We start from the raw sequence: 21,197 nt of genomic DNA on the forward strand, positions 1-21,197 counted from the left end.
TAAGATAAATAGAATCTTTTAAGTGTACTTATTATTCTAAATCGATAGATCTATTAGAGAGCCATATCTACAACGTAACGACCTATTCCATGCCCTCTATTTAAGCGCGCAAGAAACTCTGGGGCCTGATCAAGGCTAATATTCTCCGCAATACTGTCGAGCTTATCGCCGATATACCACTCACTGGCCAACCGCTTCCATACTTCTGCCTTCTTTTCTATTGGCAAAACAGCGCTATCCACACCCAACAAACTAATACCGCGCAAGATAAATGGAAATACATTGGCGTGAAATTGAGCACCTGAAGCCATACCACAAGCAGCCACTCCGCCTCCGTAGCGCAGGGATTTAATGACATTAAAAAGCGTTTCCCCGCCCACAGTATCTACAGCCCAAGCCCACAATGGCTTGGCCATCGCTTTATTGGCAAAAGGGGCTAGTGTATCCCGGTCGAGAACCTTCCATGCGCCCAATCTCGCCAAATAATCAGCAGACTCCAACTTTCCCGTCACTGCTGCGACACGAAAGCCTAGCTTCGCCAGCAAGGCGACGGCAACAGAGCCGACGCCACCCGTTGAACCTGTTACCAGAATCTCTCCATCCTCAGGAGATGCGCCGGACTCCAGGAGCTTTTCAACACACAGCGCGGCGGTAAAACCCGCCGTACCCAGTGCCATAGACTCCCAAGCTGTTAGGCCCTCAGGGACTGGCAAGGCCCATTGCGGAGGAACGGCAATACGCTCTGCAAGTCCACCAGAAGTATTCATGCCCAAATCGTAGCCATTGACCAATAATTCGGCACCCGGTTGAAACGTCTTGCTCCGATCGAACAGCACTTTGCCCACCGCATCAATACCCGGGGTATGAGGGTAGGTATTAGTAATCCCACGATTGCCAAACGCAGATAAAGAATCTTTGAAATTCAAGGATGAATAACTTACGGCCAACAGCAAGGGGTTATCGGGAAGCTCAGAAAGTTGACGCTCAACAACAGACTGGTCAAACTTTCCCGAAGCTACTTCAGCAACCTGAATTGCCCGAAATTTCTCATCCTTTTCTATTTCCATGGGGTATATCCCGCAGCACTATCAACCTGTAACGTTACAACTATTGAGCCTGATGACGCAGAGCTGCCAGCCGTGAAAAGAGACGAGTGACCGCCGATTCCACACCTGCTTCTGCCGCCAGCCCTATTTTCTTAGCTATATTTTTCCGTTCTTTGAATTCCACCTGATATAGGTCGCAGTCCTTAGCACAACTGGTCAAGTATTCATCTGACGTTTTCAGCTCATCGACCAGTCCCAAAGATAGGGCTTTTTGCCCGAACCAAACCTCGCCCGTGGCAACTTTGTCGACGTCGAGTTTTTGCCGGTACTCCCCGACAAAGTGCTGAAACAGAATATGGATCTCATCTAAATCTTCTTGGAACTTCTGTTTACCTTCCTCAGTATTTTCACCAAACATGGTTACAGTGCGCTTGTACTGGCCCGCAGTAAATAGTTCGTAATCGATATCATTGCGCTTCAGCAGGCGGTTAAAATTCGGCATCTGAGCTAAAACACCAATAGAGCCCAACATCGCAAAGGGTGCTGCCAGGATACGATCTGCAACACAGGCCATCATGTAGCCCCCACTGGCAGCTACTTTATCAACAGCAATAGTCAAATGGATACCTGCACTACGAATTCTGGTTAACTGGCTGGCGGCCAAACCATAGTTCGCCACCATGCCCCCAGGGCTTTCAAGACAAAGGAGAACTTCATCTCCGGACTCTGCCACTTGAAGAATAGCCGTCACCTCTTCACGCAAATGGGAAAGCGCACTCGCTTTGATATCCCCATTAAATTGCATAACAAAGACACGCTTGCGCTCGGAGACCAACTCCCCTTTTATACTCTTGGACTCATGCTCTCCTTCCTCTTTAGCAACGTCGGAAGAAGTAGCAGCACTTTTTTCAGGCTGCTTTTTGCTCTCAGCTTTATGTTTTTTAGCCAGGGCTTTTTCCTGAGTCTTCTTCTCTTTCGCCATTTGCTTTTTACGACGGGCGAATTCGTGCTTATCCATCACAGCTTCGAGCAGTGTTTCTTTAAACTGCTCATAGCGATCATTCAAATGTGTAACTGTGATATGCCCCTGAACACGCTCTTTCAGCTGCTCTCGATTTGCAAAAATAAAACCTATCAACACCATTAAGGCCACGACAACCGTAACAATTTTGGCTAGAAAAAGGCCGTATTCAATTAAAAATTCCACTTAGACTCCATTTTCCGTCTTAACTGATTTTTATTTAGCTTCAGTATTTTACTGCCAACCTTCCAGGGCGGAAGTTGCTCGCTGGTTAAGGGGGCGAGCCAACAAACCGCTGTGGCTAATACGCACCTCGTAAACCGCACCGTCCTCCATAGGCAGAAATGTGGCACTGCCATATACCGCATCAACAAAGGGCAACTTGCCATCAACACCGCGTACAAATTGCCAGACATCCACGCCATAGTTCGCCCCCTTTATTTCGTAGACAGAACGCTCGCGAGCTCGCTCATCCTGCAGCGTGAGATAGCGACCGCTCAACCTGTCCAGACGATAGGCCGGCTTAATCCCCCAGCGGGCTAACGGGCCCTGCCACTTGAGCATTCGGGCATCCAATTGCCACTGATCCCCAAGCAATTCAAACTTTTGCGCTATTCCATCCGTATCAGAGAATTTGACTTCAAATTGTTGCTCGGCAATTTTCCGAAATGAAACAATACCAACACTGTGCTCTTCAGCCAGGTTTTTATAGCTGTAAACGTCCGCAGCAACCAGAACAATCCAAAGGGCCATTGCAAAAAGAAAAAGACCGGCGAAACCACGTATAAACCCCAGGAACCAATTTCCCGATAGCAGGACTCGCGCGCCCCAAAACACTAACAACAACGCCAGGATGGCAATAATAAAGGTAATCGCTATATACATTATGATTTCTACTCCCTGATACTGCGCAACATCTTTAAACCAACCTTACGGGCGGTTCTTCGTTGCAACCTTTTCAACAAAAGTGTGGATCAAGCGGCCGGACAGGGTTTGTATGGGCGGTATAGCTGGCAATGAACTGTAGTGGAACCAGTCTGCCTCTTCTATCTCATTGGGGTCCAAGCACAATCCCCCACCTTGCCACTCCGCCAAATACCCGATCATCAACTGCCCGGGAAAAGGCCAGGACTGGCTCCCCACATACTCCAGGGCACCCACTTTGAGCCCCACTTCCTCATAGACTTCACGCACCAGCGCTTGCTCAGCACTCTCACCGGGCTCTATAAACCCAGCGAGGGCTGTATAAGTTGCATTTCGACGCGAGGCATGACGAGCCAAGAGACACTCATCTCCCCGGGTAACAAGCATAATTACACAGGGGGAGATTCTGGGGTAGACAGTGAGATCACAAGCCGGGCAGGTGCGAGCGCGATCATTAGAGTGATAGATGGTAGGAGTGCCACAACGACCGCAAAATCGATGTTGGCTATCCCAATGGGAAATCTGTAGCGCCCGCCCAGCCAATGCAAACATCGGCTCCTCAACCAAAGTCAGCAGGCTGCGCAGGTTTCGCCATTCATAGCCGGCAATTTCAACCTGGCGAGACAAAACGTGGACACCACACGCCCGCCCACTTAACTCTCCCAAGTAGTGGCTGGATTGAACAGCCTCCGCTACCAACACCTGGGCGTCGTGGAGGAAAAAATCTCCTCGGCAGAGAATCAGTCCATCAGCAATCAGGATATGCTGGGAAAATTCCGGAACTGCCCACACATTACCCGCTGGGACAAACTTATCTACCAAGGAGACCTCCTTAATTATGCGGCCTCAACGGGATAACCCAGAGCAGTCAAGCTTTCGATAGCGAGACTGAGGGATTGAATATCTGCTTGCCTATGCAGCTTTACCTCTCCCAGATAGTACTCAAGGCTGATAATCGCATCGGCAAAAATATGCAAAGATTGCTCTACTTCAGGACCGGCATCATGGCGGTCGATAACAGTCTCAACAAAGTTCAGCAAACCTTCAACTACGGCCGCCGCTCTACTTAAGTTGAGAACGATCAAGCCTCCGCGCACTGAGTTCAAAGTAGTGGAAACATTGCGAATATGGCCATGATCAAAGTCGGACTCTGCATAAGCCGCCAGCGCTCTCTTAATCAACGCCAAACCGGCTTCGGCCTCTTTAAGTACAGCCACTTCCGCTTCTGCCAACTGGCTGTGCTCAAAGGCAATATCCGCATGACCGTATTCATCCAGATCAATAGAAGTGCTCTGCTTGAGAGCCCTTACCGTGCTATCGACCATCAACACCTGGCCTGTCAGTTTCTGCAGTGCGCTGTCCGCTATGGAACCGCCCGCGCCAGAGGCACTCTGGTATTCCGCAACCGCGCTGCGCAAACTCTCTCCAACCCGCTTAAAATTGAGCATCTGCAAGGTACCGGCCACTCTCTGTAGAGAAGAAGCGAGGCCATCTTCTGCATCCAAGGTAGTAGTACCAATTAACTCAGCGTCATCCAACATTCGGCGCACACCGGACAACTCTTCCTCCAAGGCGTTAGCAACTGCGGTAATTGCCGTGGCGCCAGGGCCCCCAAGGGTGGCTCGCTCCCTCTCTAACTCCTCTTCACTGTAATCAAGAGCCTCTGCGGAGAAGGCTTCCAGCAACTTGCCACCAAAGCCCTCGGGCTTGGAAAGAGTCAGCCAATAGAGGCACTCTTTCAGCAAAATCGGTGGCGCAGGCTGATCTAAAGCTGTATCACACTCTTTTTGTAATGCTCGCAGCCAGCGATCAAACATACTGAAAACCATCACCCGGGATCGACTGATGCGCATTTCCTGGGAGGCCATTCCTGCAAGTGCCGCCCCTGCTACCACCCATAAACGCCCGTTTGCGCGCCCCATGGTGATGCTTGCGATTCTCTCAAGGGCGCGAGACATCATCGTGTACGCTGGGCCCCGAGGTTTACCTCGCAACAGAGCCAACAAACCAACCTGGTACATATGACGGAATCGGCGAACAAAGCTATTCAAGTCTTCCGACATTACCGCAGAAGCCCCTGCACCAGGCACAGCCCCTCCAAGTTACAACGGAAAAAATGACTTTCCGGCACAGGGGGCTGGGACCGGGCCGCGCGCAAATTATTGATATAGGGAATCAGCAATTCTGGACGGGCAATGGCACGACTTTGGACAAAATCCAAGTAGCGTCCCATTACGTAAAAACCTGTGCCCAGCGCCTCCATCAGTTCTTCTGAGGCGCTCTGCCTCTCCTCTAACACCTCTGTAAGCGCTTTGATTTTCTCTTGGGCGAGGAGCTCAGCTGCCTGGAGCTGCACCATCTGCAATACTCCACTAACCTGCCTGAGTGCAGCCAAGCTCTGTTCGAGAGCCTGCTTTTGGGAAGTATCCGCGGCAAATTTATCCAAGTGTGAGGCGGCATTATCGATGGTAGCTACCAGCTCATCCTTCACTACATTGACAGAAGTGATATTGATCTTGCGCAATTCAGTCTTTGGCTGCACCGCTGCATTCTTCCTATAATCGAACAAAAAACAACCAGATCAGGATGATTCTGGCCTCATTAAGGGCAATTTACCCCAATAAATAAAAGAGTCCACCTTTCGCCAAACAATTTCCACCGAATAATCGACAAATAACCTAGCGACGGGGCTGAAGCCCCTAAATTACTTGAATTTTCCAGAAAACCCAGTAGCGTTTGCTACTTTCAAGTTTAAAGTTGTACGTTTTTTTGTGTTAAAGAACAAAAACCAATCAATCTGTGCACAATAAACCCGGGGAAGCACGCAGCGATAATTGAGCTCAGGTATCTATTTCGCATACACCGCCGATTCCCAAAGATTCCATTTTGACCCACACCAATGGGTTAACCAAGGAAGTAAATGATGAACACTTACAACAACACCATTGCGGCATCCGGCGGCGGATTTGGTCGCGCCTTTGCCGAAAATTTTCTCGGCGAAGCGCCTGATTGGTACAAATTGACCATAGCCGCCTTTTTGCTTCTCAACCCATTAATACTGTATGTATCGGGGCCTTTTGTAACAGGCTGGGTCCTTATTGCAGAATTCATTTTTACCCTGGCGATGGCCCTGAAGTGTTACCCACTTCAACCCGGCGGACTGATCGCAATTGAAGCCGTATTGATGGGTATGACAAGCACCGATGCCGTCTACCACGAGGTAGTTGAGAATATTGAAGTTATTCTGCTGCTTATGTTTATGGTGGCCGGCATTTACTTTATGAAGAGCCTGCTTCTGTATGTATTCACTAAAATTTTGATTAGTGTGAAATCAAAATCACTGCTGTCATTACTTTTCTGTGCTGTCTCCGCAGTGCTCTCAGCATTCTTAGATGCCTTGACCGTAACCGCTGTCCTGATTGCAGTTGCCGTAGGCTTTTACTCGGTCTATCACCGGGTCGCCTCCCAGCAGCCACACCACCACCATGACCACGACCACTCCAACGATGAGCATGTCGTAGAGTATCACCGCGAGGACCTGGACCAGTTTCGAGCCTACCTTCGCAGCCTGATTATGCATGGCGCTGTAGGTACTGCTCTCGGTGGTGTTTGCACCTTGGTTGGAGAACCGCAAAACCTACTGATCGCTGAGAAAGCCGGATGGGAATTTGTACAGTTTTTCCTGCAGATGGCTCCAGTAACCATTCCAACATTCTTTGCCGGCTTAGCTACTTGTTTCTTTTTGGAGAAAATTAAAATGTTTGGCTATGGAGCCCAGCTCCCTAGCGCCGTACGTGAGGTACTGGTTAATTTTTCCAAAGAGGAAGAAAAGAAGCGCACCTCGGCACAGGTTGCCGAGCTGTGGATTCAGGGCATTGTCGCTGTGGTTCTGGTTTTTGCCCTGGCATTTCATGTTGCCGAAGTCGGTATCATTGGCCTGATGATTATTGTACTTCTGACCTCGTTTAACGGCGTTGTTCAAGAAGCTAGAATCGGCCACGCGTTTGAAGAGGCGCTGCCATTTACTGCACTGCTCGTGGTTTTCTTTGCAATTGTTGCAGTGATTCACCAGCAGCACCTATTCGAGCCTGTAACCAACTTCGTTCTCGCACAAAAGCCCGAACAGCAGCCAGGATTGCTATTCATGGCAAACGGTATTTTATCGATGATTAGCGACAATGTTTTTGTGGCAACGGTTTATATTAACGAAGTTAAGGCTGCCCTCACCGCAGGTGACATTACCCGAGAACATTTTGACAAGCTGGCCATTGCCATCAATACCGGAACCAACCTACCCAGCGTTGCCACTCCCAATGGACAAGCTGCATTTTTGTTCCTGCTGACATCGGCCCTGGCACCTCTCATACGCCTATCTTATGGCCGCATGGTGATCATGGCACTGCCCTACACCATCGTACTGAGTATTGTTGCTTTGATTTGCGTGGTCTACGCGATCTAAAGAGAACTTGTATAAGAGACTATCTGGATGGGTGGGGATTGATAATTCCCACCCATCCAGAAAAAGAAAAGCGCAATAAACATCAAATTTAAAGAGAACACCTCTTCATTGATGTGCTACCAGAAGTGTTTGCCCGCTGATTTCTCCAGCAAACCTAGCATCGATTGATGCGCTTCAGCTTCCTGTGGCGTAGCACGCGCTACTAGCAGGGGCGCGCGATCTGCCGATAGGCGACGAATGGCTTCACCCGCCACATCATTTTCCGCCTTCTTGCCTTCCTCCCCTTCCGAGGAATCGCCCTGAGCCAACACCAAGTCGGTCTGGCCACCGGTCATCATCAGGTAGACGTCAGCAAGAATCTCCGCATCCAACAAAGCGCCGTGCAAATCCCGCTGGGAGTTATCGACAAAGTAGCGCTTACAAAGGGCGTCCAGATTGTTTTTCTGCCCGGGGTGCTTTTCCCGGGCCATTGTCAGGGTATCCAAAACCCCACAATGCGCATTGACATTGCGCCAGCGCGGATTACCCAGCAGCCTTAGCTCAGCATCAATAAAACCGACATCGAAGGGTGCGTTGTGAATAACCAGCTCTGCACCTTCACAGAAGGTCATAAATTCATCGGCGATCTGAGCGAATACGGGCTTGTCCGCCAGGAATTCATTAGTAATTCCATGGACCTCAATAGCCCCATCTTCCACTTGTCGCTGAGGATTGATGTACTGGTGGTAATGGCGGCCAGTCAACTTTCGGTTAACCAACTCCACACAACCAATTTCAATGATCCGATGACCGCTTTTGGGGTCGAGACCTGTTGTCTCTGTATCGAGAACTACTTGACGCATGTGTAATTTCCCCTTCAGGACTCCAGCTCATCGACACCGCGATTTGCCAACTGGTCAGCCCGCTCATTACCCGGGTGACCCGCATGGCCTTTTACCCAGTGCCACTGCACTTCATGCTGAGCGACACTCTCATCCAGCTGACGCCACAAGTCTGCATTCTTTACAGGTTTTTTACTCGCTGTCTTCCAGCCATTCTTTTTCCAATTATTAATCCACCCAGTAATCCCCTGGCGTAGATACTGGGAGTCAGTATGCAAATCAATTTTGCACGGCTGTTTAAGAGCCTCCAGGGCTTTTATCGCAGCCAGCAGCTCCATGCGATTGTTGGTAGTATGTGCCTCACCACCAAACAGCTCTTTCTCCCGCTCACCATAAACCAACAAGGCACCCCAGCCGCCAGGACCAGGATTGCCGCGACAAGCGCCATCTGTATAGATAGTAATTTGTTTCAAAACTTACGCCAAAAGTAGATATGAGGCCGATTTTAAATGAAATCAGCGCTTATGATGCTTCCCGCGTGCTGCAACGCGAGGGCTCGACGGGGTGGCAACCAGAGCGGGTTTTCTCTCGGCCCGCCAATTAATTTTAATGGTGCGAACACGTGCCACTTCTTTGCGGGCGACTATGATGTAAAAGCCCCCCAAGGCAAGTGCAAGCGGGAGCCGAAGCGCTCCATCCAGGCAGTTTTGGATAACAACTCCTTCTGCTGTAATGGCAAGCGGAAAAACCCGCGATCTATCCTGTCGGCTTGCAGGTCCAACAGATTCATCCAGTCGGCAATTCGGGCGGCCCGTAGTTGATTTCCGCGCTGGTAGGCCCCCTGGAAAACAGCAGACGAGACAAGCCCAGCAAGGAAAACGGGTTAAAACCGATTAACAGCATGTGACCGCCGGGTATCAAAACCCTGGCCGCTTCCCGCAGAATCTGGTGAGGGTGACTGGAGAAATCCAGCAGGTGATGCAGCAGTACTACATCAATAGAATCGGAAGGAAGTGGTAATTGCTCAAACTCGACTATTGCAGCCCCATCCTGCTCCACTGTCGCCCCCAATCGAAATCGATGATTGATACGACTAGAGGCTGCAAAATCGACAGAATGGGTCACACTGGCCTGGAGAAGGTGGTAACCGAAAAAGCCCTCTACCAGGGGCTGGGCCAATGCCAGTTGTTGCGAGAGAATTTCCTCACCCAATGAACTTGAAAACCAATGGGACAGCGCCGGACAAACCTTGCCAAGAGGGGATAAGTCCTCATCATTACCAGGTCTGAACTTTCCGGTCATCATATCTCCATAGATTGAGTCGAGTGCGCTTTTTTTAATTTTACACTCGGGTGATCCCGCCAAAACCTTACTCTAAGCAAATCGGCCCATATGTAACAGATCACACGAGTATTCACCTTCCGTGATATTGTTCTTCCATTCAGTGAAAAGACGATCCGATTATGCTATCCATTACGCCAATCCCCGCCTTTAATGACAACTATATCTGGCACCTGCAACAGGATGGTCAGCACTGGGTGGTCGATCCTGGTGATTCAGCGCCTGTTGAAAAGGCTCTTCAGGGGAATAAACTTAATGGCATTCTTATCACTCACCACCACTATGATCACACTGGTGGCATCAAGCAGCTTTCCAATCAATATCATTGCCCCATTTACGGCCCAGAAGACATACCTGGCGTCACGCACCCAATTGCCGGTGGCGATTCCCTGCAAATCCTCGGCATGCCCCTCCAAATATACGCCGTACCGGGGCACACTCTAGACCACTTGGCTTTGGTTTTGTATGAAACCACAGGGGCAGGCAAGGAACAATTACACCTTTTTTGCGGTGACACTCTCTTTTCTGCAGGTTGTGGCAGATTATTCGAAGGTAGCCCTGAGCAGATGTATCATTCGCTGCACAAGCTCAGCCAGTTACGCCCTGCAACCTTAGTATATCCGGCACATGAGTACACGCTCGCTAACCTAAAGTTTGCTCAAGCGGTAGAACCCAAAAACCAAGCTATTGAAAAAAGGATTTCCCAGTGTGCGGTATTGCGGTCGGATAGCAAGCCAACCCTACCTTCAACTATCGCTCTGGAATTGGACACCAACCCATTTCTTCGCTGCGCATATCCGGATGTCAGACAGGCTGTGGCCCACCTTCAAACCGATCCATTTCCCGAAAATGATGATGTAGCCGTTTTTACAAGCTTACGCGACTGGAAGGATAACTTCTAAGCCCCAACTTCGCCTAAACTCCTCTCAAACTGGATAACAAACTAACAATTTGTATGCTTTTTAACCAACGATATTGACCGAAACTAATTTGCTTAATTAGAATCAAAAGTAATTGACCAAATGCCTGATGCTTTACCAATAATTGTTCTGAAATGCGTCGGGATGAATTAAAAGAAGACTCGCGGATATCACACATGGTTCACAAGAATTTTGCCGTAGCATTATTAGCTGCTACGGTAGGAGCCTGCTCGCAATTGCCGGAACAGGGGCCTACGCCTGAAACTGAAAATATCCCTGCAGAGGAAACCTCTGTCGCGAGTGATCCCGTTGTAAAAAAACACGAGCCTACAAAGGCCGCCCAACCTCCGGTGGATATTTGGGCCCGACTGCGCCAGGGGTTCGCCATGGACCATCGCACCGGTGACCCTAAGGTAAAGGAATATATTGCTTACTTTGCCCGTAATGAGGGCTATATGGCTCGTGTAAGCGAGCGCTCCCGCCGTTATATTTTCCATGTTGCCGAACAGCTGGAACAGGCAAACCTTCCCTTGGAGCTGGCACTGCTCCCCATTGTCGAGAGCGCCTACGACCCCTTTGCTTACTCCCATGCCCGAGCCTCCGGAATGTGGCAGTTTATCCCGGCCACCGGGCGCTCATTTGGACTTGAACAAAACTGGTGGTACGACGGCCGCCGCGATGTCCACGAATCCACCCAGGCCGCAGCAAAGTATTTCAATTACCTCCACGATCGCTTTGACGGGGACTGGGAGCTGGCACTGGCCGCTTACAACGCCGGCGAAGGCACAGTTCGCAGAGCCGTAGAAAGAAATCGCCGCAGTGGGCTCGGCACCAGTTATTGGGACCTTAAACTGCCTCGGGAAACCAGAAGCTACGTGCCCCAGCTATTAGCACTGGCAGAGGTAATATCCCGCCCCGACCACTACAAGATTCCGCTACATGACGTCGCCAACAAACCCTACTACGCCCGTGTCGATGTAGGCAGTCAGATCGATCTGGCCCAAGCTGCAGAACTTGCAGAAATTGAGATTGAAGAGCTGTACCTACTGAACCCAGGCTATAACCGCTGGGCAACCGACCCCAACGGAAACCACCAACTACTGATTCCAATAGAGACCCAGGAAAAGTTTGAGAGCGCCCTGGCACAACTTCCCAAGGAAGAGAGGGTGAGCTGGCAGCGCTACACCATTGCCCGAGGCGACACCCTTTCCACTATCGCTCGCCGCTACCAGACCACCGTGGGAGCTATACGCGAGACAAACAAACTGCGGAACAATAATATTCGCGCCGGTAAAACACTGTTAATCCCCAGCGCATCGGGCCCTGCAGGACAGTATGCCTACGCACTCGATCAGCGAGTTAAACGCAAGCAGTCTTCCGGCAAGGGCCAGAAAGTTAATTACACTGTACGCCCTGGCGACAGTCTTTGGGGGATTTCACGCAAGCTGGATGTGACCGTAAAGCAACTGGCCAGCTGGAACAGCATGGCACCGGGAGACACCCTGCGCCCTGGACGCACCCTGGTAGCTTACAACGGCTCCCCCGCAGCATCAGAGAACAACCGCACTACCCGCAAAGTTTCTTACCGGGTACGCAGCGGTGACTCTCTATATCGGATAGCCAATAAATTCAGTATCGAAATCGATGATATTCTCCGCTGGAATAAAATAAACAAGTCCAAGTATTTACAACCCGGACAGCGCTTAACCTTATTTGTGGATAGTGCCAGCAACACTTAAAGCGCGCACTTCCCTACAGGGAGTTAGCCATAAAAAAACCCGGCAATTGCCGGGTTTTTTTATGGCTCGATAACAACCGTTACTCGGCAGAAGAGGTCAGGTCGATTTTTGCCTGATCGGACAAGTAGCGCTGGATAGCTGCTAACTCGGCCCCGCCATTTACAGAGGCCAATTGCTGCATCAGTGCCTGACGCTGCTCTTTGCTCTGCTTGGACAGTTCGCCCGGGCGCACGCTGCGCAGGTCGAGAACTACTAGGTCACCATTATTTGTAGCGAAGCTGGTCACTTCATCTTTGCCTGTAGATGGTGCAGGCAATGCAAATGCCTTGGCATTAATCTCGCCGCGCTGAGCAAAACCTCCGCGACGAGTTTTATCACTGGTCTCCAGGGTTAGACCTTGCGCTTCCGCCAGCTCTGCAAAACTGGTACCAGTAGCGAGTTTCTCTTTTAGCTCTTCCGCTTGCTTAGCCAATTGCTCACTGGCCTTATCACGCTTCAAACGGTCAACAATTTGCTGGCGAACCTCTTCCAGAGGATACGTACCTGCGGGCTTAGAGTCGGTGACCCTCAAAACGACAGAGTGCTCATTGTTCAGGTTGATCACATCTGAAGTATTGCCATCTTCCTTCACTTCCACAGAGAAAGCAGCCTCGATAACCTGCCCGTTAGAAAGCACGCCAGATGCGCTTTCACGAGAAAACAGATCGGCAGTCTTCAGGGGAACACCCAACTCTTCAGCGGGCTCAGCCAGGCTATCCGCGTTGTATGCCAGATCGGCAAGACGGGACAAGGCATCAACAAACTCGCGCTCGGCAACAGATGACCGCAGTCGCTTTTCGATCGCCACTTTTTGCTCTTCAAAGCTCGGCGGTTCACTCTGCTCTACTTCCAACAGCTTGATAAAGTGAGTTCCACTATCGGTGGTCACTGGAGCAGAAACCTGACCCACTTCAAGCGCGGCCAAGGCCTGCTCGAATGCCTCTGGGAATACATCACCCGTGGTGTAACCCAACTCACCACCTTCCTCCGCAGAGCCTACGTCTTGGGAGTAAGTCTTTGCCAACTCGGCAAAATCTTCGCCGGCATCCAGTTTGCTCTGAATCTCAGCAATCTTTTCTGCGTCAGCTTCTTCAAGCAAAATATGTGCAGCGCGACGACGAAGTTTCGATTCGAATCCTGTCAGCTCTTGCTCGTACTGAGCGCGAACATCACTTTCAGAAATATCAATGTTACCGGCAAATACTTCAGGAGTTAGCTCGATATACTCAACCGCCACCTGCTCTGTACGCTGGTATTGCCCTTGATTCTCTTGGTAGTACTGTTCTACCTCAGCATCTGAAACCTGAGTCTCTGCTAGCAGGCCTTCAACAGGCATCACCACGTAATCAAAATCACGCTCTTCCATAGAGGCCGCAACAATTTGTTCTGCATCCGCCTGGGTAGTAAAAGCACTTTCAACCACACTGTTTGCATACTGCTCCAACGCCATATCATTTTCCATAATCTGGCGGAAGCCTGCGGGGCTATACCCCATACGACGCAAAGCATCGCGATACATCTGCGGATCAAAACTGCCGTTCACCTGAAAAGCCGGGATTCCCACGATCGCTCTGTCGACCGCCGCAGAGCTCATCACCATACCGCTGTCCTGGGCGGCTTGGCGCATCACAGCACTGGAAACCAACTGGCGTAAAACTGGCTCACGCAACTGCTCATCGCTGATTAAATCAGCGGGCACATCTTCGCCGTACTGACTAATGATCATATTGCGGCGATTTTGAATTGCGCGTTGCAAATCCAAGTTTGTAATTTTTTCGCCATTAACCTCGGCTACCGCATCGGCAGCACCTCCACTGGCACCGGTGAAGAAATCAATTCCCCCAATGACCATAATAAAACCGAAAAAGGCTGCGACAATAATCGCGGCTGTCCCTTTCAGGTTGTCACGCATGGACTGAAGCATGCTCAGCTCCGAAAATTAATTGTTTTTAACTGCTATCAGATACAAAAAAGGCGTATCCCTACTGACACGCCTCTTTGACATTCAGACTCTTTTACAAAGTCTCAAAGCCTGCTGAAAACTTAGTTTACAGCGTCTTTCAGGGCTTTACCGGCCTTGAAGTTAGGAATTTTTGCCGCAGCGATTTCAATGGGATCGCCAGTGCGAGGATTGCGACCAGTACGAGCTGCACGCTCTTTCACAGCAAAGGTACCGAAGCCAACGAGGGCAACTTGATCACCTTTTTTCAGGGCATCAGTGATGCTATCAACCATTGCGTCCAAAGCACGGCCAGCTGCTGCTTTTGGAATATCTGCAGATGCGGCAATTGCTTCAATCAGTTCGGACTTATTCACGCTTAATCCCTCTGTTCTTTTTAAATATGCTTCGGGTGATCTACAAGAGACACCCATACTTTAAATTTTTTAGCCTTCGGCAATTTACGCGCCGGGCAATAAGCCCCGTTTTATACCAACTGCCCAGAAGCGGGTCAAGGAACCATGCGGGTTTCCGGGCAGATGCACACTTGTCAAGCAGCGCAGACAGCCTGATTGGCGAAGTTTTGGCCTTGTAAGTTGTAAAGGGGCGACAAAAGTCACCCCATTACAAGAGTCAGTGAGTTTGGATTCCGCGCTGCGAGCGCTCCTCTGCCTTTTTTTGTAAGGCGGAATACTCTTCATCAGACAGGGATTCAGGCTTGTGCTCGAGCGCCAGCTCAAGTACCTGATCGATCCACTTGACGGGCCTAACTACCAAATCCTGAAGAATATTATCGGGAATATCCTTCAGATCTCGCTCATTATCAGCAGGAATCAGTACAGTTTTTATACCGCCCCGATGCGCTGCCAATAACTTTTCTTTAAGACCACCAATTCTCAAAACTTCTCCACGCAGAGTAATTTCTCCAGTCATCGCCACATCTGAGCGAACGGGAATATCCGTTAACACAGACACCAAAGCGGTGCACATGGCAATACCCGCCGAAGGGCCATCTTTCGGGGTGGCACCTTCAGGCACGTGGATATGAATATCCCGGGTCTCGTGGAAGTCCGGACCTATTCCCAGTGCCTGGGAGCGAGAACGCACAACCGTCAAGGCCGCCTGAATAGACTCCTGCATAACATCGCCGAGGGAGCCGGTTTTGATCATGCGCCCTTTACCCGGCACAGCTGAAGCTTCAATGTTAAGAAGCTCACCACCCACCTCGGTCCAGGCGAGACCGGTGACAATTCCGATTTTGTCCTCTTCCTCTGCACGGCCAAAATCAAACTTGCGAACACCGAGAAGCTCTTCAAGTTGCTCTGGCTGTATTACAGCCTTCTTCTCTGAAGGATTGCGAACGTGCTCGGTTACTACCTTGCGGCAGATCTTGGCAATCTCCCGATCCAGGCCACGCACACCCGCTTCACGGGTGTAGTAGCGGACAATATCTCGAATACTGTCATCGGAGAGATCCAGCTCATCATCTTTAAGACCGTTGGCTTTACGCTGCTTCGGCACAAGATAGCGCTGTGCAATATTCAGTTTTTCGTCCTCGGTATAACCGGGGATTCGAATAACTTCCATACGGTCCAGCAATGGACCTGGAATATTCATCGAGTTAGAGGTGCAGACAAACATCACATCGGAAAGGTCATAGTCCACTTCCAAATAGTGGTCATTAAAGGTTTTATTCTGCTCTGGATCCAAAACCTCAAGAAGCGCTGAGGCGGGATCGCCGCGCTGGTCCATCCCCATTTTGTCGACCTCATCGAGCAGGAATAGGGGATTCTTCACTCCAACTTTCGAAATTTTCTGAATCAGCTTGCCCGGCAGCGAGCCAATATAAGTGCGTCGATGCCCGCGAATCTCAGCTTCATCGCGAACGCCACCCAGGGCCATACGCACATACTGACGATTTGTTGCTCTAGCAATAGATTGACCGAGGGAGGTTTTACCCACCCCGGGAGGCCCAACCAAACATAAGATCGGCCCTTTCACTTTCTTCACTCGCTTTTGTACCGCGAGGTATTCCAGAATCCGCTCTTTAACCTCTTCCAAGCCGTAGTGTTCTTTCTCGAGAATTTCCTCGGCTTTAACCAAATCGTGTCTCACCCGGCTAGCTTTTTTCCAGGGCAGGCTCAACATCCAGTCGATATAACTGCGTAAAACCGAAGCTTCCGCAGACATAGGCGACATCATTTTCAATTTAGCCAACTCAGCCCGGGTTTTCTTCTCTGCCTCCGCACTCATGCCGGATTCGGCAATTTTGTTTTCCAGCTCTTCAATTTCATTGGGCTCTTCGGTGATCTCGCCCAATTCTTTTTGAATCGCCTTCATCTGCTCATTGAGATAATACTCGCGTTGGCTTTTCTCCATCTGCTTTTTCACACGCCCACGAATGCGTTTTTCCACCTGAATCAGGTCGATTTCAGCATCCATAAGGCCCAGCAAATGCTCCAAACGCTCTTTAACACTGAGAGTCTCCAGAAGCTCTTGCTTCTGAGCCAGCTCAAGGGACATATGTGCAGAAATGGTATCTGCCAAACGGCCAGGCTCATCAATTCCCGACAGAGAGGTAATAACCTCATTGGGGACTTTCTTACTTACAGAAACGTACTGTTCAAACTGAGACATCACAGAGCGCACAAGGGCATCTGCTTCGCCTTCCGGCAACTCCTGCGTTTCCATCGACGAAACGGTCGCCTCGAAATGGTTCTCCCTCTCCATCACTTCGTGGATATTTACGCGCTCCCCCTTCGACTAGCACCTTCACAGTGCCATCGGGGAGTTTGAGTAACTGCAAGACACTGGCAATAGTGCCCACGCGATAGATATCGTCTGCACCTGGGTCATCCTCAGATGCCTTTCGCTGCGCCACAAGCAATACCTGCTTATCCCTGCGCATGGCCTCTTCCAGGGCCTCTATGGACTTTTCCCTGCCGACAAAAAGCGGGATCACCATATGGGGGTAAACAACAACATCGCGCAATGGCAACAACGGATATTCAAGTGTGGTGTCGGATGACTGATCCATAGAACTCCTCTCGGCCCTATCACTGGGTATTTGGCGCGGCATCATGCTGCTGTTGGAATTGACAGCTTAACCTGGGCCACCGCCCTTCAGATGCTAGTAATGGGGGGAAGGGCCCGAAATACAAGTCTAATCTCGCGACCAATTTGTGCCGAGCTAAGAGTGCTATTCGAGCCAGGAATACCCAGACAGGTAGTTAGATATCCGGGTAATCAGAAAAAACTATAAAAAAAGCCCCAATATTGGGGCTTTTTGAGGTGGGATTTGAGCTACTCTTCCGGCGCCGCCTTCTGCGGCTGGGACTCACTCTCATAAACCAGCAGCGGGGCTGATTCGCCTTTGATGACCGCCTCGTCAATCACAACTTTCACCACATTATCTGTGGATGGGATGTCATACATGGTCTCCAACAATACGGACTCCATGATAGAGCGCAAGCCACGGGCGCCTGTTTTCCGCTCCATTGCCTTAGTGGCAACTGCATCCAACGCATCGGGGCGGAAATCCAGCTCAACATCTTCCATCTCAAACAGTTTTGCGTACTGTTTGGTCAAGGCATTGCGTGGCTCGGTGAGAATCTGTACCAGAGCCTCACGGTCCAACTCTTCTAAAGTTGCGGTCACCGGTAGGCGTCCAACAAACTCCGGGATCAGCCCGTAACGAACCAGGTCTTCAGGCTCCAGATCACGCAGGATCTCACCAAAATTACTGGTGCCATCCTTTGATTTAACCTCGGCACTGAAACCAATTCCACCCTTCTCCGAGCGATCGCGGATAACCTTATCTAGCCCCGCAAAAGCGCCGCCACAAATAAACAAGATATTGGAGGTGTCGACCTGCAAGAATTCCTGCTGCGGATGCTTGCGTCCACCCTGCGGCGGCACAGACGCCACAGTGCCTTCAATCAACTTCAGTAGCGCTTGCTGCACACCTTCACCGGACACATCACGGGTAATTGAAGGGTTGTCTGACTTGCGCGAAATTTTGTCGATCTCATCGATATAGACGATACCCTGCTGGGCTTTTTCTACATCGTAATCACACTTCTGCAAAAGCTTCTGGATGATATTCTCAACATCCTCACCCACGTAACCAGCTTCGGTCAGGGTGGTTGCATCGGCAATAGTGAAAGGAACATTGAGCAGGCGAGCCAGGGTCTCGGCAAGAAGGGTTTTACCACTACCGGTTGGGCCTACCAGCAAAATATTAGACTTGCTGAGCTCTACTTCATCCTTACTTTTAACACCAGACTTGGTGCGCAGACGCTTGTAGTGATTGTATACGGCGACAGCCAGCACACGCTTGGCTCTCTCCTGCCCAATCACATACTGATCGAGGATTTCAGTAATCTCACGGGGTGTCGGCAGGCGCCCTTCAGGGCCCTCCGCAGTCTCTTGTACTTCTTCACGAATGATGTCGGTACACAACTCGACACATTCATCGCAGATAAAGACTGACGGCCCAGCGATTAACTTCCGCACTTCCTGTTGGCTTTTGCCACAGAAAGAGCAGTACAGCAATTTTCCGCTGTCTTCTCCGCTGCTTTTGTCGGTCATCAAAATACTCCGTCGTCACTGGCCGGCCAGGGCCCTAAATTCAGCTTACCCAGCAAGATGCTGCCTTTTGGCGTAATTTTCAAGTCCCAACGAAAGCCAGCCTGTCAAAAAAACTAACTTTCGCTGAAATCCGCCTCCGGCAAACTTTTAATGTAGAAAAATCTACTTATCGAATGCCTGTCGGCGGGACAATACATCATCGACCAAGCCATATTCCTTGGCCTCATCGGCGCTCATAAAGTTGTCGCGCTCTGTATCCCTCTCAATATCACTGACTGGACGTCCAGAGTGATGTGCCATGAGCTCATTCAAACGATGACGAATCTTGAGGATTTCCTGGGCGTGAATGTGGATATCACTCGCCTGCCCTTGGGCCCCACCGCTGGGCTGGTGAATCATCACACGGGAGTTTGGTGTTACGAAGCGTTTGCCTTCAGCACCTGCAGTCAACAAGAAGGCGCCCATACTACAGGCCTGCCCAATGCACATAGTGCTGACATCAGGCTTAATGAACTGCATGGTGTCATAGATAGACATGCCGGCAGTTACCGAACCGCCCGGTGAATTAATGTAGAGGTGAATATCCTTATCTGGATTTTCTGCCTCGAGGAAAAGCAGCTGCGCAACAACCAGGTTGGCCATGTGGTCTTCTACAGGCCCGACCAGGAAGATCACACGCTCTTTTAACAGGCGAGAATAAATATCAAATGAGCGCTCCCCTCTGGCGGTTTGCTCTACCACCATAGGAACTAAACCTGATGCTGAGGGCTCTATCGAAGCTTTTGGAAAATCAATTCGTGCCATAGGTACCATTGCTTCCTTTTGTGGCGTATTCGGCAGGCCAGCGAATAGGCATCGTATGCCCATGCTGAAAAATTTGGTTTTCAGAGCTTAACCGGTCAGGCGAGAGAAAGCCAGCCGGTAAAAAGGAAGGAGATGTAGGGGCGTCACGCTTGAGCGGACGCCACCTTACACCTGAATGAAGTGAGATATTAGCCTTGTTTTTGCGGCTTAATCACTTCGTCGTAGCTACTGTCAACTTCAGATACTTTAGCTGAAGCCAGTACGTGATCAACAACCTGGTCTTCCAGTACAACAGACTCAACACCAGACAGCAGCTCACGGTTGCTGTAGTAGTAGTCAACCACTTCTTGCGGCTGCTGGTAGGTAGAAGCCAGCTCTTCAACTTTCGCCTTTACGCGATCGGCATCAACAGAAAGTTCATTCTGCTTAACAATCTCACCGACTACCAAACCGAGAACTACACGGCGTTTTGCCTGCTCTTCGAACATAGTGTCAGGCAACATGCGCTCGGCATCTTCAGCCTTGATCTGGCCACCAAACTGCTGAACCATTTGACCACGCAGGGTAGTTACTTCACTGGCAACCAGAGCGGACGGCAGCTCAACTGGATGCTTCTCGAACAGCTGATCCATGATCTGGGTCTTAACTTTGTTCAGAGCGGCATTTTTCAGCTCACGCTGCATGTTGTTGCGAACTTCCTCACGGAACTTCTCTTCGCCACCTTCCTGAACACCGTAAGCTTTGAAGAACTCTTCGTTCAGCTCGGGAAGTTCAGGCTTCTCGGAAGAAGTCACCTTGATATTAAAGGTAACAGCAGCACCGCGAAGCTCTTCTGCCTGGTAATCTTCCGGGAAGGTCAGATCAATGTCTTTCTCTTCACCGGGCTTCATGCCCAGAATGCCTTCTTCGAAGCCAGGAATCATCTGGCCGGAACCCAGTACCAACTGGTGGCCTTCGGCCTTACCGCCTTCAAACTCTTCGCCGTCTTTGCGACCAACAAAGTTGATAACAACACGATCGCCCTTCTGAGCTTTGCGCTTGGTATCTTTCCAGGAAGACTGTTGTTTGCGCAGAATATCGATCATGCTCTTCACGTCAGCATCAGTAACTTCTGCAACAGGGCGTTCTACAGCGATCTCAGCCAGGTCAGCGAGTTCAACTTCAGGGTAAACTTCGAAAGTAGCAACGTACTCCAGGTTTTCACCAGCAGCAGTCTGCTTGGCTTCGATGCTAGGCTGGCCGGCAGGTTTAACCTCTTCCTTCTGAACCGCTTCGTAGAAAGAACGGCTCATTACCTCACCCAGAACTTCCTGACGAACGCCGGCACCAAAGCGCTGGCGAACAACCTTCATCGGCACCTTGCCTTTGCGGAAGCCATTGATGCGAACAGTCTTAGCAGCCTGCTGGAGACGCTTGTCCACTTCTTTGTCGACAATTTCTGCCGGCAAGTTGACCGTTAAACGACGCTCCAGACCGGAAGTAGTTTCGATGGAAACCTGCATGTTTATCCTCGTGAGACTATCTCTGTAATCGCGCCGCAGCGCCAACGAATAC

17 protein-coding genes and 1 pseudogene are annotated in these 21,197 nt (G+C 50.3%); 3 read left to right on the plus strand and 15 right to left on the minus strand.

Features of this window, described 5'->3' with window-relative positions; all coding sequences use genetic code 11:
• Nucleotides 1-53: 53 nt before the first annotated feature.
• The 6 genes from P0078_RS05205 to P0078_RS05230 are packed head-to-tail and all read right to left on the minus strand — an operon-like array spanning nt 54 to nt 5,533.
• Entirely contained in the window at nt 54-1,067 is a 1,014-nt protein-coding gene (locus P0078_RS05205) for a YhdH/YhfP family quinone oxidoreductase (protein ID WP_282933416.1), read from the minus strand.
• Nucleotides 1,068-1,107: 40 nt separating this feature from the next.
• Complete coding sequence (sohB, locus tag P0078_RS05210) at nt 1,108-2,253, minus strand: protease SohB (protein ID WP_282933417.1); 1,146 nt, start codon at nt 2,251-2,253, stop codon at nt 1,108-1,110.
• A 48-nt stretch (nt 2,254-2,301) separates the two neighbouring features.
• Nucleotides 2,302-2,952, minus strand: coding sequence for a cation/multidrug efflux pump (locus P0078_RS05215; protein WP_282933418.1), 651 nt, complete (start codon nt 2,950-2,952; stop codon nt 2,302-2,304).
• Nucleotides 2,953-2,997: 45 nt separating this feature from the next.
• Complete coding sequence (nudC, locus tag P0078_RS05220) at nt 2,998-3,813, minus strand: NAD(+) diphosphatase (protein WP_282933419.1); 816 nt, start codon at nt 3,811-3,813, stop codon at nt 2,998-3,000.
• 14 nt (nt 3,814-3,827) lie between these two features.
• On the minus strand, nt 3,828-5,081 hold the full coding sequence (locus P0078_RS05225) for a FimL-related protein (RefSeq protein WP_282933420.1): 1,254 nt from the start codon (nt 5,079-5,081) through the stop codon (nt 3,828-3,830).
• A complete protein-coding gene (locus P0078_RS05230; RefSeq protein ID WP_282933421.1) occupies nt 5,054-5,533 on the minus strand; it encodes a hypothetical protein in 480 nt (159 codons plus the stop codon). Before P0078_RS05230 ends, P0078_RS05225 begins: the two co-directional genes overlap by 28 nt.
• A gap of 381 nt (nt 5,534-5,914) precedes the next feature.
• Here P0078_RS05230 and nhaB point away from each other — a divergent pair, with 381 nt between their 5' ends.
• A complete protein-coding gene (gene nhaB, locus P0078_RS05235) occupies nt 5,915-7,450 on the plus strand; it encodes a sodium/proton antiporter NhaB (RefSeq protein WP_282934558.1) in 1,536 nt (511 codons plus the stop codon).
• A 116-nt stretch (nt 7,451-7,566) separates the two neighbouring features.
• On the opposite strand, the gene dnaQ is transcribed toward nhaB, so the two are convergent.
• From dnaQ to P0078_RS05250, 3 genes are all read right to left on the minus strand, one after another.
• The gene (gene dnaQ, locus P0078_RS05240) at nt 7,567-8,292 is read right to left on the minus strand and encodes a DNA polymerase III subunit epsilon (protein ID WP_282933422.1); all 726 of its coding nucleotides are present in this window, start codon (nt 8,290-8,292) and stop codon (nt 7,567-7,569) included.
• A 14-nt stretch (nt 8,293-8,306) separates the two neighbouring features.
• Nucleotides 8,307-8,744: a ribonuclease HI gene (gene rnhA / locus P0078_RS05245; RefSeq protein ID WP_282933423.1), complete on the minus strand. Its 438-nt coding sequence runs from the start codon at nt 8,742-8,744 to the stop codon at nt 8,307-8,309.
• A gap of 313 nt (nt 8,745-9,057) precedes the next feature.
• Nucleotides 9,058-9,636, minus strand: a complete 579-nt coding sequence (locus tag P0078_RS05250; RefSeq protein ID WP_282933424.1) for a class I SAM-dependent methyltransferase — start codon at nt 9,634-9,636, stop codon at nt 9,058-9,060.
• Nucleotides 9,637-9,734: 98 nt separating this feature from the next.
• Between P0078_RS05250 and gloB the strand changes: the two genes are divergently transcribed.
• Complete coding sequence (gene gloB, locus P0078_RS05255) at nt 9,735-10,514, plus strand: hydroxyacylglutathione hydrolase (RefSeq protein WP_282933425.1); 780 nt, start codon at nt 9,735-9,737, stop codon at nt 10,512-10,514.
• A gap of 194 nt (nt 10,515-10,708) precedes the next feature.
• Entirely contained in the window at nt 10,709-12,271 is a 1,563-nt protein-coding gene (locus P0078_RS05260; protein WP_282933426.1) for a LysM peptidoglycan-binding domain-containing protein, read from the plus strand.
• A 79-nt stretch (nt 12,272-12,350) separates the two neighbouring features.
• On the opposite strand, the gene P0078_RS05265 is transcribed toward P0078_RS05260, so the two are convergent.
• The 6 genes and pseudogenes from P0078_RS05265 to tig form a co-directional block, all read right to left on the minus strand.
• Nucleotides 12,351-14,234, minus strand: a complete 1,884-nt coding sequence (locus P0078_RS05265; protein WP_282933427.1) for a SurA N-terminal domain-containing protein — start codon at nt 14,232-14,234, stop codon at nt 12,351-12,353.
• A gap of 119 nt (nt 14,235-14,353) precedes the next feature.
• On the minus strand, nt 14,354-14,683 hold the full coding sequence (hbs, locus tag P0078_RS05270) for a non-specific DNA-binding protein Hbs (protein ID WP_282933428.1): 330 nt from the start codon (nt 14,681-14,683) through the stop codon (nt 14,354-14,356).
• Between the two features lie 199 nt (nt 14,684-14,882).
• Nucleotides 14,883-17,286, minus strand: a pseudogene (gene lon / locus P0078_RS05275) (endopeptidase La).
• Between the two features lie 266 nt (nt 17,287-17,552).
• Entirely contained in the window at nt 17,553-18,839 is a 1,287-nt protein-coding gene (gene clpX / locus P0078_RS05280; RefSeq protein WP_282933429.1) for an ATP-dependent Clp protease ATP-binding subunit ClpX, read from the minus strand.
• Between the two features lie 162 nt (nt 18,840-19,001).
• The gene (gene clpP / locus P0078_RS05285; protein WP_282933430.1) at nt 19,002-19,643 is read right to left on the minus strand and encodes an ATP-dependent Clp endopeptidase proteolytic subunit ClpP; all 642 of its coding nucleotides are present in this window, start codon (nt 19,641-19,643) and stop codon (nt 19,002-19,004) included.
• Nucleotides 19,644-19,831: 188 nt separating this feature from the next.
• Nucleotides 19,832-21,145, minus strand: a complete 1,314-nt coding sequence (tig, locus tag P0078_RS05290) for a trigger factor (protein WP_282933431.1) — start codon at nt 21,143-21,145, stop codon at nt 19,832-19,834.
• Nucleotides 21,146-21,197 lie beyond the last annotated feature (52 nt).

The organism is Microbulbifer sp. VAAF005, from assembly GCF_030012985.1.
Taxonomy (GTDB): domain Bacteria; phylum Pseudomonadota; class Gammaproteobacteria; order Pseudomonadales; family Cellvibrionaceae; genus Microbulbifer.

Bases quoted from the DNA above. Each gene is read 5' to 3' on its own strand.
- dnaQ (WP_282933422.1), bottom strand. From the start codon at position 8,292: ATGCGTCAAGTAGTTCTCGATACAGAGACAACAGGTCTCGACCCCAAA.
- P0078_RS05265 (WP_282933427.1), bottom strand. From the start codon at position 14,234: ATGCTTCAGTCCATGCGTGACAACCTGAAAGGGACAGCCGCGATTATT.
- P0078_RS05215 (WP_282933418.1), bottom strand. From the start codon at position 2,952: ATGTATATAGCGATTACCTTTATTATTGCCATCCTGGCGTTGTTGTTA.
- tig (WP_282933431.1), bottom strand. From the start codon at position 21,145: ATGCAGGTTTCCATCGAAACTACTTCCGGTCTGGAGCGTCGTTTAACG.
- gloB (WP_282933425.1), top strand. From the start codon at position 9,735: ATGCTATCCATTACGCCAATCCCCGCCTTTAATGACAACTATATCTGG.
- P0078_RS05260 (WP_282933426.1), top strand. From the start codon at position 10,709: ATGGTTCACAAGAATTTTGCCGTAGCATTATTAGCTGCTACGGTAGGA.
- clpP (WP_282933430.1), bottom strand. From the start codon at position 19,643: ATGGCACGAATTGATTTTCCAAAAGCTTCGATAGAGCCCTCAGCATCA.
- hbs (WP_282933428.1), bottom strand. From the start codon at position 14,683: ATGGGTGTCTCTTGTAGATCACCCGAAGCATATTTAAAAAGAACAGAG.
- nhaB (WP_282934558.1), top strand. From the start codon at position 5,915: ATGAACACTTACAACAACACCATTGCGGCATCCGGCGGCGGATTTGGT.
- P0078_RS05205 (WP_282933416.1), bottom strand. From the start codon at position 1,067: ATGGAAATAGAAAAGGATGAGAAATTTCGGGCAATTCAGGTTGCTGAA.
- clpX (WP_282933429.1), bottom strand. From the start codon at position 18,839: ATGACCGACAAAAGCAGCGGAGAAGACAGCGGAAAATTGCTGTACTGC.